This window comes from Chryseobacterium sp. POE27 (assembly GCF_039727685.1).
Taxonomy (GTDB): Bacteria; Bacteroidota; Bacteroidia; order Flavobacteriales; family Weeksellaceae; genus Chryseobacterium.
The window spans coordinates 4,104,619-4,117,329 of record NZ_CP152475.1 but is presented as its reverse complement, the minus strand read 5'-3'; the positions used below and the strand labels follow the sequence as shown (position 1 = coordinate 4,117,329).

The window sequence follows — 12,711 nt, the reverse complement described above, 5'->3', positions numbered from 1 at the left end:
TTTAAATCTATAAAATTAAAAATTAATAGATTTATATTCTGACAATCGAAATTTATATTGTAAAAAACATTGAATAGTTTCATTTTAGCACGGAAAAATTAATGCTTATATGAAAGATTTTAACGCAGCCAACGAAATTCAGGACTTACAGTACTTCGGTGAGTTCGGAGGGGTAAATCCGTCTATTTCCGACAGTTCTACTTACACGTTCCTTTCTGCCAAAACCATGTTTGACACCTTTGAAGGAAACGCAGACGGATGTTATTTATATTCTAGGCATTCTTCTCCCATGAATCTGTATCTTTCACAGGCTCTTGCCAAAATGGAAAATACCGAAACTGCCAATGTAACAGCATCAGGAATGGGAGCCATTACTTCCGTGCTGCTTCAGTTGTGCAAAAGTGGCGATCATATCATTTCCAGCAGAACAATCTACGGTGGAACCTATGCTTTCATGAAAAATTTTCTACCACCATTTAATATCGAAACAACCTTCGTGGACATCAATAATTTTGAGTCCATCGAAAATTCCATACAACCCAACACAAAGATTATATACTGCGAAAGTGTAAGCAATCCCCTTCTGGAGGTTGCCGACTTGAGAAAGTTATCAGAAATCTGTAAAAAGCACAACTTAAAACTGATTGTTGATAACACTTTCTCACCACTTTCCATCTCACCTGTTGTATTGGGAGCGGATATCGTTATTCACTCCCTTACAAAATTCATCAACGGAAGCAGTGATACCGTGGGCGGAGTTTACTGCGGAACCCAGGAATTCATCAATGATACCAAAAATGTGAACACCGGAGCCTGTATGCTTTTAGGACCGACAATGGACAGCCTTCGCTCTGCAAGTATTCTGAAAAACCTCAGAACTCTTCACATCAGAATAAAGCAACACAGCCACAATGCGATGTTTCTTGCCGAAAGATTTGAAGAGGACGGATTGAAAGTCTCCTATCCCGGGCTGAAGTCTCACAAAAATCATGAATTAATGAAAAGCATGATGCATGAGGAATATGGTTTCGGAGGACTATTGACTGTAGATGCCGGAACAACTGAAAAAGCCAACGAGCTGATGGAATTGATGCAGAAGGAAAATTTAGGGTATCTCGCCGTAAGCCTTGGATTCTATAAAACTTTATTCTCATGCTCAGGAAGCTCGACTTCTTCGGAAATACCTGAGGAAGAACGTGCCGAAATGGGAATTTCTGATGGATTGATAAGATTTTCCATCGGTCTGGATCACGATATTCACAGAACCTATGAAAAGATGAGAGAATGCATGCTCAAAACAGGCGTTCTCAACCATGAAACTATATCTATATCTTAATTATTGTTTAAAAGCTGTTGTTCATCCGACAGCTTTTATTTTTTTACGTAATAAAAACTACATTTTATGAAAATGTTTCGGGAAAGCATCTTCCGGTTTCATTTTAAAGACATTCAGCAACACCCACGACTTTAAGAAGCCGTATCCGTAAGAAAACATTTGGATATAAGTGGAAATCACTGCCATTCCGGCAATGCTGATATTTTTAGTTACCCATAAAGCATGGAAAAGCACCATAAAAGTGTACAGTCCGTAAAATGCAAGGATAATCCCTTTTCCCATGATAAAATATTCAAGAAAACCCATGATATAACCCAATAAAAATAAAGTAGGAAATGCAAATGATATCTTTACGTAAGTTGGATGTCTTTGATTAAGAATTGGCCTTGCACACCCAAACTGATACACCTGTTTAGAAAACTTACCAAAATCTACTCTCCTTTTATGATAAACGGCAATATCATCAAAAAATGCCGTTATATAGTCATTTTCCCAAAGCGTCATTGACAGATCCGGATCTTCCCCGATTCTCATTTCCGAAAACCCTCCTACCTTTTCAAAGACTTCTTTCTTTACGCCCATATTAAAACTTCTCGGCTGAAATTTTGATACCGCTTTTTTATTTCCCCGGATTCCCCCCGTCGTGAAAACTGAAGTCATAGAATAGGAAATTGCTTTCTGCATCAGATTGAAACCTTTATGTGCTTTATCTGCGCCCCCAAATGCATCACATGGAATTGCTATGATATCTTTTTTGATATTTTCGATATAGTTCTCTTCAACAATCACATCACTGTCTACAAAAACCAGCCATTCATTTTCCGCTCTTCTCGCACCATAGTTCCTCGACAAGCCGGGTCCGGAATTATCTTTTCTGAAATACTTGACAGGTAAAAAAAGTTTCAAAATTTGAGATCGTGGGCTTAAGATCAACAAGAGAACCATCATCCACGATAATAATTTCAAAATCTTTATCTGTCTGTATGGTAAGAGAATTCAGGAGCTCAAAAAGCTCATCTTTACGGTTAAAAATAGCAACGATAATGGAAATGGTAGGCTTCAAATCTGAAAATTTTTCAAAAATACTTATTCACAAAGGAATGCGCAAAGCATTTATGATAAATTATGAAATGAATATTATTTTCAGACGAAAAAGCAGCATTTGCATTTCCGCTGATACAATATTCTTTACAGAATAAAAAAAGCCGAAACTCAATATTGAATTTCGACTTTTATTCTGTGAGTCGGGAAATTATATTCCGATATTTATTTTACCAGCTGAATATCTGCTGCAGAAAATCCTTTCGGTGACTTTTCTTTCTCATAAGACACTTTGTTTCCTTTCTTTACAGGCTCTGCGCAGTTGTTACTGTGGAAAAATATATTTTCCTTTGTTTTGTCTTCAGTGATGAATCCGTACCCTTTTTCACTGAAAAAAGTAATGATTCCTGTTTTTCTGATTTCTTCCGCTTCGATGGGAGCCGCTCCCAAACGGATATCGTCCACGTTGATCTCAGCTTTTTCCGCGTGATCTGGTGGAGTTGAAGTCAATTGACCGTTTGCATCTACATACATCAACATGTCGTCAAGACCTTTACCTTTGTTGTTGCTCGTTTTACGCTCTTCACGTTTCAGAGCTTTTTCCTTTTGTTTTTTGAATTTTCTTTTTTGAAATTTTCTTTTTTTAGAAAAAGAATCCGCCATATATTATTATAAAATTAGTTGTTACTGAATAAAAACTTTCCGTTGGTGCGAAAAGAAATAAAAAGCTTTGGATAAGATCTCTGATTATGCCTAAGCACGTCAGTGAAACAGTATTAAATCTGTCAGCTGTAAAAGCAAAAAACTGATTGGAAAATGAGAAATTCTAACTTGTACAGAGAAGGCCATGACCTTTTATCATCTACAAAGATACGAAAAAACAATGAAACTACCTATTAATTAATTGTATCTCAACTATATTTATCCTTAACACCTAGTTTCCAGAATAGATATAAACAAATTAAACCTATCTGTAACCACTCAATTTTATGCGCTCTTCCGCCTGCAAACAATATTCTTATGGCTGTATTTACTATTGTAACAGTAAAAAGTATTGAAAGCCTATATCCTTATCTGAATGCGCTGTCTCAAAACTCCACAAAAAAACCACCGGAAATCCGGTGGTTTCAAATATTATTGATAAATACTAATCTTACGCTTCAGTTGAAGGATTGTTATTTTCAGCAGGCTTTTCACCTTCAGGTCTGTTCGGTCTTCCCTCTCCTTCCGGTCTTGGTTTCCCTTCAGGTCTTGGAGGTCTTGGCAACAAAACTTTTCTTGAAAGCTTCATTTTTTTACGGTCATCATATCCCATAAATTTCACCTCCACTTCATCTCCTTCCTGATATGGAACTTTATCAAGACGCTTCCACTCTATTTCCGAGATATGAAGAAGTCCTTCCGTTCCTTTTGCAATCGCTACGAATGCTCCGAAGTCCATGATCTTCACCACTTTTCCGTTATACACCTGCCCTACAACAGGAACAAATGTGATTTCGTTGATTTTTGCCACTGCCGCATTGATCTTCTCTCTGTCGGTTCCTGCAATTTCGATACGGCCAATTTCACCGATTTCTTCAATCGCGATCACCGTACCGGTATCCTTCTGCATCTGCTGAATGATTTTTCCACCAGGCCCGATTACCGCACCAATGAAATCTTTCGGAATTTCCATTACCACCATTTTCGGAGCGTGAGGTTTTACGTCTGCTCTCGGTTCAGCAATTGTTTCCGTGATTTTATTTAAAATATGTAATCTTCCGTCTTTTGCCTGCATTAAAGCTTTTTCCATGATATCCATAGAAAGCCCCTGGATCTTGATATCCATCTGACAAGCGGTGATACCGTCTGCAGTTCCCGTTACTTTAAAGTCCATATCCCCAAGGTGATCTTCATCTCCTAAGATGTCAGAAAGTACCGTGAATTTTCCGGATTTCGTATCTGTGATCAGTCCCATTGCAATACCGGAAACAGGTTTTGTAATCTGTACCCCTGCATCCATTAACGCTAAAGTACCTGCACAAACTGTTGCCATTGAAGACGAACCGTTTGATTCCAGAATATCAGAAACAATTCTGATCGTATATGGATTTTCTTCAGGAATTACAGCCTGTAAAGCTCTCTGAGCCAAGTTTCCGTGTCCTACTTCTCTTCTTGAAGTTCCTCTTAAAGGTCTTGCTTCACCTGTTGAGAACGGCGGGAAATTATAATGTAAGAAGAATTTTTCGTCGTGCTGAGAAATAACACTGTCTACCATATTGGCATCTTTTACAGAACCTAATGTTACAGCTGTTAAAGACTGCGTTTCCCCTCTCGTAAAGATCGCAGAACCGTGCGCTCCCGGAAGATAGTCGATTTCAGACCAGATCGGACGGATCGTTTGAGGATCACGGCCATCCAGACGGATATTGTCTTCTAAAATCATCTGGCGCATGGCCTCTTTCTCTACATCATGATAATATATTTTTGCGAAAGGAGATACTCTTTCCAGTTCTTCAGGATTATCCACATACTGAGCAAGGAATCCTTCCAGAACCGCTTTGAATTTTTCTCCTCTTTCTTCTTTAGCAGATGGAGTTCTTGCAACTTCATACACTTTATCGTAAGTCTCTTTCCACACTTTTTCACGGATGGCTTCATCATGAACTTCGTGAGAATATTCTCTTTTAGGGAAAGCCTTGCCTACTTTTTCAGCTAATCTTTCCTGAGCTTCAATTTGTTTTTTGATTTCAGCATGGGCGAAGATGATCGCTTCCAGCATTTCCTGCTCGGAAATTTCCTTCATCTCTCCTTCTACCATTACGATTGAATCTTTAGTCGCTCCAACCATAATATCAAGTTCAGATTCTTTTAACGCTTCATAACTTGGGTTAATAGCCAATTCGCCGTCGAATCTTACCACTCTTACTTCAGACATCGGCCCGTTGAAAGGAATATCCGTAATAGCAATCGCTGCAGAAGCTGCTAAACCAGCTAAATCGTCAGGGATGGTTTGTCCGTCGTAAGAAATTAATGAAATCATTACCTGCACTTCCGCATGGAAATCTTCAGGGAAAAGCGGACGTAGCACTCTGTCTACCAAACGCATTGTTAAAATCTCCTGATCAGAAGGTCTTGCTTCTCTACGGAAAAAGTTTCCCGGAATTCGGCCTCCTGCATAAAATTTTTCTCTGTAATCTACCGTTAATGGTAAAAAGTCCACTCCCGGATTTGCTTCTTTGTTGGCTACAACAGTTGCTAAAAGCATTGTTCCACCCATTTTTACTACCACAGATCCATCAGCCTGCTTTGCTAATTTGCCTGTTTCAATTGTAATTTCTCTGCCGTCTGCAAGAGTAATCGTTTCTGTAAACGCTTGAGGTACACTCATAAAATTTTTCGTGTCTTGTACTCCGTATTGAGTACGAATTAATATTTAAACTCTTTAAATTTTCGATGCAAATTTAATGTAATTATTTGGATAAAGCACCTATTCGGGCTAAAATCCACATCAAAATACAGGGTTTACCTATATTTTCAGCATCTGAACTCTTTGTTTTTCTCTACTATAAATAAAGAAAAAAGCAACCTCTTTCGAAGTTGCTTCTTATTAAATCTCTGTAGATTATTTTCTTAAACCTAGTTCAGCGATGATCGCTCTGTATCTTGTAATATCTTTTTTTCTTAAGATAATCCAATAAGCTTTTTCTTTTACCTACTAATTTCACCAAAGATCTTTCAGTATTAAAATCATGACGATTAGCTTTCAAGTGCTGAGATAGGTGGTTAATTCTGAAAGTGAAAAGAGCTACCTGTCCTTCAGCGCTTCCTGTGTCTTGTGCAGATTTTCCATGTTTTGCGAAAATTTCTGCTTTTTTTTCTGTTGTTAAGTACATTCCAATATTGTTTAATGATTATTATGTAACGGCTGCAAAAGTACGACATTTTTTTGATCCCGCAAAGATTATTGATTTCATAAATTGAATTTGATAGATAAAAATGTTAAAAAATTCTTAAAAAAATTATGCTATCCGACTAAAAGGCAGTAATTTTGCATATGAATTAATGATGAGAAAAACTACTACTTTCATAATTTTCGCCATCTTCATCTTATCCGGCATTTCTTTGCTTAAAGCGCAGAGAAGCGATGATCTTAAGATAAAAAAAGTTTTATACTTCAATCCTGAAGTAGATCCTGATATTGAGGAGATCAAGGAACCTACCAATACGGCATTTTTCAGTGCTGTTTCCGACAATTTAAGCGAAAGAAAAAATAAAATGATAAAGACTGAAACGCAAGTTTCTTTCGACAGCATTGATAAAAAGACGATTTCAGATTATTGTCTCAACAATGATGCAGATTTTGCCATTGTACCCAAAGTAAAATATTTCAAAGTAGGAATCGGAAAATATGTTTTCTCCAATCAGGTTATCGTTAGTATGAAGCTTTTTGATGCTGAAGGAAATCTCCTTACACAAACCGATTACGACACTTACCGAAAAAATATGCGGCTTTTGGGATCCACCGTAAATTCAATAAAAATTGGAACGAACGGCGCCATCAAAGGAATTCTTAAGCAATTAAGGAAAATAAAACCTTCTGATGAAAACGGTTTTTAATTTCTGATTTTCATATTCATAACTCCTTACAGTATTATTACACAGACTTTTAAATAAGATATTATGCTCGTCATTGAAGTTCATAAAATTATATTCATCATTTGGTGAAAAATTAAATTATTTTTATTATTTTAGTTTAAACAATTCATTCAAACTATCTCAATTCAAATTCTTCTACACTCGCAGTTTTTTGTGAGTGTTTTTTTGTTTGTAAAAGTATTAAGACATATAACAATCACTATCATAAATATTTAATGTTTATTTTTTATCATTTAAAAGTGAATAATACAATATTTTTTATTACATTTATTAATTAAAACTTAGCATTATGAAAAATTTAAAGAAACTTACCCGAAACGCTCAGAAAGCGATCAACGGCGGCGTGCTGCAGAGATGTAAATACCATTTTGAATGCCCGGGAGGGTCCTGCTGTCAGGATGTTTGTGTCTATTACAACTGTCCAGAAGTGTAAAATATTTAAAAAAAATAATCACCAAAAATCTATTATTATGAAAAATTTAAAAAAATTAACCAGAAAACAACAGGAAAAAAATCAATGGTGCAGCTCTTAAAAAATGTACCAGCCATTCACAATGCGTTATAGGATGGTGCTGCAATATGATGTGCGTTGAATATGCCTGTATAGAAGAATAAAAACCCGGCCCAAACAAAATTTGAATTCTAGCATCTGTTTACAGGTGCTTTTTTGTTTATAACTTTAATTAATTCTTAAATTTAAAGCAGTTTTGGCTTGTTTTAAAAATTTGAACTATTTTTGCGTATCCAAAAAAATGACGTTTTGAATTCTAGAGACGAACTTATCTTCAATCCTGCCGATATTGCCGAAACTCTGAGCGAATTGCACGCTGATGAGAGGCTTTTAGCATTTCTGAAAGTTCCGAAAGAATACAAAGCTGAAGTTTTTTCACACCTCGATCCTGATTTTCAGGAAGAAACCATCCGAAGTATCGGAAGTGATGAAGTTTCTGAAATACTTAATGCAATGACTCCCGATGACCGGACGGCTCTGTTTGAAGATTTTCCGGATGAACTCATTAAATATTCCATTAATCATCTGAATCCGCAGGAAAGAAGAATTGCATTAAAACTATTAGGGTATGATTCCGATTCCATTGCGCGTCTGATGACACCTTATTATATCCAGATCCGTAAAGAATGGACAATAAAAAGATGCCTTCAGCAAATCAAGAAAGTCGGAAGCAAGGTAGAAACGATGAATTACCTGTATGTTGTTGATGAAAGAAATCGTCTGATTGATGATATCGCATTAGGAAGTCTTTTGCTTGCGGAAGAAGATACTTTAATTTCTGAAATTACTGATAATCATTTCGTTGCTATTACAACAACCACTTCAAAGGAAGATGCCGTACAATATTTTGAGAAATATGACCGTGCTGCCCTTCCGATTATTACAGAAGCCGGGGTTTTGGTAGGAATTGTAACTATAGATGACATTCTTGATCAGATAGAGCAACAAAATACTGAAGACATCCAGAAATTCGGGGGTCTTGAAGCTTTGGATCTTCCTTATACACAGACTTCCCTGATTGAAATGGTAAAAAAGAGAGGAATGTGGTTAATCATTCTATTCTTCTCAGAAATGCTCACTGCTTCCGCAATGGGATATTTTGAAGATGAAATTCAGAAAGCGGTTGTACTCGCATTATTTGTTCCTTTAATTATATCCAGTGGTGGAAATTCGGGTTCACAGGCAGCAACACTGATTATCAGGGCAATGGCGCTTCAGGAGATCGGACTGAAAGACTGGTGGTACGTGATGAGGAAAGAAATATTCACAGGGCTTCTTTTGGGTGGAATTTTAGGAGTTATCGGCTTTATGAGAATCATGGTCTGGCATCAGGCCGGCTTTTTCAACTATGGAATACATTGGGCATTTGTAGGCTTAAGTGTGGGCGTTTCTCTTGTTTTAATTGTACTTTGGGGTACACTGTCCGGTTCTATGGTTCCGTTTATTCTTAAAAAATTAAAGCTTGACCCGGCTACTTCTTCTGCTCCATTTGTAGCCACATTGGTGGATGTTACGGGACTTATTATCTATTTTTCCGTTGCCGGACTTTTCTTAACGGGCAAACTTTTGTAATTTTAGGCAACCACTAAAATATCATCATGAAAGTTGTTTCTCTTGTTCCCTCAATTACTGAGGCTCTTTTTGATCTGGGCTTAACTGAAAATGAAGTGATCGGCAGGACAAAATTCTGTATTCATCCCAAAAATATGGTAAAAAATGTACCTGTTATCGGCGGTACAAAAAATATTAATATTGATAAAATCAGAGAGTTAAAACCCGATCTTATCCTCGCTAACAAAGAGGAAAATGTAAGAGAACAGGTTGAAGCTTTAATGGATAATTTTAAAGTAATTGTCAGCAATGTAGAGAATATTGAAGACAACTATTATCTACTTAAAAATTTAGGCAAAATCTTCAATAAAGAAGGTAAAGCACAGCTTTTTAATCTTAAAATTTATGATGTTCTCAATCAGGCTAAAATTAATCAAAAAGTAAAAGTTGCCTATCTCATTTGGAATAATCCTTATATGACGATAGGATCTGACACGTTTATTCATAAGATACTGGAAGAAATCGGTTTTGAAAATGTATTTAAAGGTAAAAAACGTTATCCGCAGATTGAAACAGAAGATTTAGCCGATGCAGATATCATCATGCTTTCATCCGAACCTTTTCCATTCAAAGAAAAACATATTCATGAGCTGAAAGCGTTTTATCCTGATAAAAAAATAATGATTGTAGACGGAGAAGCTTTTTCGTGGTACGGAACGCACATCGCGAAATGTGAGAATTATTTTAAAGAATTGGTAGATGATATTAATGTAAGTTTAGGCTAAATCCGTTCATATCTATTTGATTTTAAACGTGTAAAGTCTGAATCTGTTGATTATTTAAAAGATCATAGAAAGACTCCGGCCCTTCGGGCCGGAGTCAAATATTTCAAAAACAATTTATTACAAAATTTTAGAAACTTCATTGCAAAGCCATTCCAATAATTCCCTGTCTTCATCAGTAAAAGGATCAACGGTATGGGAGTCGATATCGATCTGTCCGACATTTTTTCCGTCTTTGAAAATAGGAACAACGATTTCCGCTTTTGTATCGATGGAACAGCTCAGATAGTTGCTTTCTTCCTTTACATCAGGTACTACAAAAGTTTCGTTTGAAACCGCAACCTGTCCGCAAATTCCTTTACCATAAGGAATGATGGTATGATCTGTAGGTGCACCTACGTAAGGTCCTAATTTCAATTCGTCTTTATCTCCGTTCTTGAAGTAAAAACCAGTCCAGTTGAAATAAGATATTTCCTGATCCAAAAGATGACAAACTTTTTCAAGTTTCTCTTCCGTATTATGTTTAGGGCTTTCTAAAATCGATAAAAGCCTTTTTTTTAGTTCTGACATTTTATATTATTTTTAAGAGAATTGTTTTAGCGAAAGTTCTTCTTTATAGCCAAACATTCCGCGTTCTTTAATCATTTCTGCAACACCTTCCGGAACCTGAGTTTCCCAGCCTTTGATATTACAGGCGATTTTTTTCAAAATATCCCTTGAATAAATTTCCAAAAACTCCGGATTGTAGTTGGTAATATCTACTATACGTTCGTTATGTTTGAAATATTTATACAATTCTTTAAGATTTTCTTCCACTTTTAATGTTGAAGAATCCAGCAGTTCATGTGTTTCAGGATCTTTATAAGGATAAAGATATACCCGCATTCCGTTTCGGAAAAATTTACCGAAAGCTTCCAGAATCCCTCCCGAAAGATTTTTGTAATATTTTTCGTCAAAAACCATCAGCAGATTATTCACCCCCATAGCAACACCGATATTTCCACTCGTATATGAGGCAAAATAATCGATAAGTCGGTAATATTCAGAATAATTAGAAACAATCACCGTATATCCCAACTGCGCCAAAACATCAACCCTGTCGAGGAAATCCCGCTCATCAATATCACCGTCCGCACGAAGATTTGAAATGGTGATCTCAATTAAAACTTCAATTTCGTCCGGTGTACAAATTGCATCTTTCTGAAACATCTCAAGGCCATTTTTCAGCATATCGATATTCACTTTTGTCACCGGTCGAAAACTTCCTCTCACTGCAAAAATATTTTTCTTGTATAAAATATCTGCAGGAAGCATATTGTTTCCTTCGGAGTTAAAGATCACAGCATCTGTCATTCCGTTTTTAACCAACTGTAAAGACATCAATCTGTTATCGACATACGAAAAAGCTGGTCCATTAAAATCGATCATATCAATTTCGAGGTTGTCTTTGGCCACGTCATCGTATAAAGATTCAATTAAATTTCTAGGATTATCATAGTAATGAAATGCTCCGAAAATAAGGTTTACACCAAGATTCCCTAAAGTTTCCTGTTGTAACGTAGCATCATTTTCTTTAAATTTTACGTGAATAACAATTTCATTATAATCTTCATTTTCCTTCACCTGAAAACGAATTCCTACCCAACCGTGTCCCCTTACGGTTTTATCAAAATTAATGGTGGTAACGGTATTTGCGTAAGAAAAAAACTTTCTGTTCGGGTTGTTTTCTCTGGAAATCCTTTCTTCGATCAGGGCAACTTCATAACGAAGCATTTTTCGAAGTCTGTTTTGGGTAACATATCTGTTTTTTACCTCTTTTCCATAGATCGCATCACTGAAATCTTTGTCGTAAGCCGACATTGCTTTAGCAATTGTACCGGAAGCGCCTCCTGCTCTAAAAAAGTGTCGAACAGTCTCCTGCCCTGCTCCAATTTCCGCGAAAGTACCATAAATAGTAGGATCTAGATTAATTGTTAATGCTTTTTGTTTAGGAGTTAGTTTCTGATACATTAGGACATTAAATTTTTCGTAAATTTACCAAAATTAAAACAACCTCAAAAGAAATGAAGTTGAAATTTTTAGGAACGGGAACTTCACAGGGTGTACCGGTGATTGGCTGCACCTGCGAAGTATGTACATCAGAAAATCCCAAAGACAATCGTCTCAGGTCTTCTGTAATGGTAACCACAGATGAAGACAGAAAAATACTGATTGACTGTGGCCCAGACTTCAGACAACAAATGCTTGTAAATAAGGAAAATACAGTTGATATTGCATTATTGACCCATGAACATAACGACCATGTGATCGGTCTTGATGATATGCGTCCTCTTATTTTTAAAAGTGAAAAAGACATGCCTCTCTATTGCAATTCGAGAGTAGGAAATGAGGTTAAAAAAAGATTTCCATATGCTTTTGCAGATGAAAAATATCCGGGAGCACCCGCCTTTGAGCTTCACGAAATTGAGAACAAACCATTTACCATTTTAAATACTGAAATTACACCTGTCGAAGTAATTCATTTTAAAATAACCGTTTTCGGATATAAATTTAAAAATCTCGCTTATATTACCGATGCCGGATTTATTTCTGATATCGAAAAGGAAAAGCTTAAAAATTTGGATATATTAATTTTAAACTGCATCAGGAAATTTGATCCGCATCCTGCTCATTTTATCCTTGCTGATACCATTAAACTGTTTGAAGAACTGAAACCTAAAAAATTATTTTTAACACATATTAGTCATCACTTCGGCCTGCATGATGTTGAAGACAAACAACTTCCATCCGGCATGCATTTAGCTTACGATGGTCTGGAAATAAATTTTTAATTTTTTCCTGAAATATTTTTC

General features: G+C 36.3%; 10 protein-coding genes and 2 pseudogenes. 6 read left to right on the top strand and 6 right to left on the bottom strand.

Annotation, left to right across the window (positions count from 1 at the left end; genetic code table 11):
- Positions 1 to 109 precede the first annotated feature (109 nt).
- Positions 110 to 1,336, top strand: a complete 1,227-nt coding sequence (locus tag AAHI02_RS19845) for an aminotransferase class I/II-fold pyridoxal phosphate-dependent enzyme (RefSeq protein WP_346984636.1) — start codon at positions 110 to 112, stop codon at positions 1,334 to 1,336.
- A gap of 57 nt (positions 1,337 to 1,393) precedes the next feature.
- Here AAHI02_RS19845 and AAHI02_RS19840 read toward each other — a convergent pair.
- The 4 genes and pseudogenes from AAHI02_RS19840 to rpsO all read right to left on the bottom strand — a co-directional run bounded on the left by AAHI02_RS19840 (position 1,394) and on the right by rpsO (position 6,252).
- Positions 1,394 to 2,399: pseudogene (locus AAHI02_RS19840) on the bottom strand (glycosyltransferase).
- Between the two features lie 203 nt (positions 2,400 to 2,602).
- Positions 2,603 to 3,040, bottom strand: coding sequence for a cold shock domain-containing protein (locus AAHI02_RS19835; RefSeq protein WP_346984635.1), 438 nt, complete (start codon positions 3,038 to 3,040; stop codon positions 2,603 to 2,605).
- 490 nt (positions 3,041 to 3,530) lie between these two features.
- Entirely contained in the window at positions 3,531 to 5,747 is a 2,217-nt protein-coding gene (locus tag AAHI02_RS19830; protein ID WP_346984634.1) for a polyribonucleotide nucleotidyltransferase, read from the bottom strand.
- 234 nt (positions 5,748 to 5,981) lie between these two features.
- Positions 5,982 to 6,252, bottom strand: a pseudogene (rpsO, locus tag AAHI02_RS19825) (30S ribosomal protein S15).
- Between the two features lie 169 nt (positions 6,253 to 6,421).
- On the opposite strand from rpsO, the gene AAHI02_RS19820 reads away from it, so the two are divergent.
- The 4 genes from AAHI02_RS19820 (at position 6,422) to AAHI02_RS19805 (ending at position 9,862) form a co-directional block, all read left to right on the top strand.
- Positions 6,422 to 6,976, top strand: coding sequence for a pyruvate decarboxylase (locus AAHI02_RS19820; protein ID WP_346984633.1), 555 nt, complete (start codon positions 6,422 to 6,424; stop codon positions 6,974 to 6,976).
- A 328-nt stretch (positions 6,977 to 7,304) separates the two neighbouring features.
- Positions 7,305 to 7,448: a hypothetical protein gene (locus AAHI02_RS19815; protein WP_346984632.1), complete on the top strand. Its 144-nt coding sequence runs from the start codon at positions 7,305 to 7,307 to the stop codon at positions 7,446 to 7,448.
- A gap of 327 nt (positions 7,449 to 7,775) precedes the next feature.
- On the top strand, positions 7,776 to 9,098 hold the full coding sequence (gene mgtE / locus AAHI02_RS19810; protein ID WP_346984631.1) for a magnesium transporter: 1,323 nt from the start codon (positions 7,776 to 7,778) through the stop codon (positions 9,096 to 9,098).
- A gap of 26 nt (positions 9,099 to 9,124) precedes the next feature.
- A complete protein-coding gene (locus tag AAHI02_RS19805; protein WP_346984630.1) occupies positions 9,125 to 9,862 on the top strand; it encodes a helical backbone metal receptor in 738 nt (245 codons plus the stop codon).
- 117 nt (positions 9,863 to 9,979) lie between these two features.
- Here the strand turns inward: AAHI02_RS19805 and AAHI02_RS19800 are convergent, their stop codons facing one another.
- Both AAHI02_RS19800 and AAHI02_RS19795 read right to left on the bottom strand, forming a co-directional pair.
- Complete coding sequence (locus AAHI02_RS19800; RefSeq protein ID WP_042719917.1) at positions 9,980 to 10,429, bottom strand: GAF domain-containing protein; 450 nt, start codon at positions 10,427 to 10,429, stop codon at positions 9,980 to 9,982.
- A gap of 12 nt (positions 10,430 to 10,441) precedes the next feature.
- The gene (locus AAHI02_RS19795) at positions 10,442 to 11,869 is read right to left on the bottom strand and encodes a TonB-dependent receptor (protein WP_346984629.1); all 1,428 of its coding nucleotides are present in this window, start codon (positions 11,867 to 11,869) and stop codon (positions 10,442 to 10,444) included.
- A gap of 53 nt (positions 11,870 to 11,922) precedes the next feature.
- Between AAHI02_RS19795 and AAHI02_RS19790 the strand changes: the two genes are divergently transcribed.
- Positions 11,923 to 12,690 carry an MBL fold metallo-hydrolase gene (locus AAHI02_RS19790; RefSeq protein ID WP_346984628.1) on the top strand — a complete coding sequence of 256 codons (768 nt, stop codon included), beginning with the start codon at positions 11,923 to 11,925 and terminating at the stop codon, positions 12,688 to 12,690.
- Positions 12,691 to 12,711 lie beyond the last annotated feature (21 nt).

Excerpts from the sequence above, each read along its gene's own strand:
- AAHI02_RS19805 (WP_346984630.1), top strand. The coding sequence starts at position 9,125 with ATGAAAGTTGTTTCTCTTGTTCCCTCAATTACTGAGGCTCTTTTTGAT.
- AAHI02_RS19815 (WP_346984632.1), top strand. The coding sequence starts at position 7,305 with ATGAAAAATTTAAAGAAACTTACCCGAAACGCTCAGAAAGCGATCAAC.
- AAHI02_RS19835 (WP_346984635.1), bottom strand. The coding sequence starts at position 3,040 with ATGGCGGATTCTTTTTCTAAAAAAAGAAAATTTCAAAAAAGAAAATTC.
- AAHI02_RS19845 (WP_346984636.1), top strand. The coding sequence starts at position 110 with ATGAAAGATTTTAACGCAGCCAACGAAATTCAGGACTTACAGTACTTC.
- AAHI02_RS19795 (WP_346984629.1), bottom strand. The coding sequence starts at position 11,869 with ATGTATCAGAAACTAACTCCTAAACAAAAAGCATTAACAATTAATCTA.
- AAHI02_RS19820 (WP_346984633.1), top strand. The coding sequence starts at position 6,422 with ATGATGAGAAAAACTACTACTTTCATAATTTTCGCCATCTTCATCTTA.
- AAHI02_RS19830 (WP_346984634.1), bottom strand. The coding sequence starts at position 5,747 with ATGAGTGTACCTCAAGCGTTTACAGAAACGATTACTCTTGCAGACGGC.
- AAHI02_RS19790 (WP_346984628.1), top strand. The coding sequence starts at position 11,923 with ATGAAGTTGAAATTTTTAGGAACGGGAACTTCACAGGGTGTACCGGTG.
- AAHI02_RS19800 (WP_042719917.1), bottom strand. The coding sequence starts at position 10,429 with ATGTCAGAACTAAAAAAAAGGCTTTTATCGATTTTAGAAAGCCCTAAA.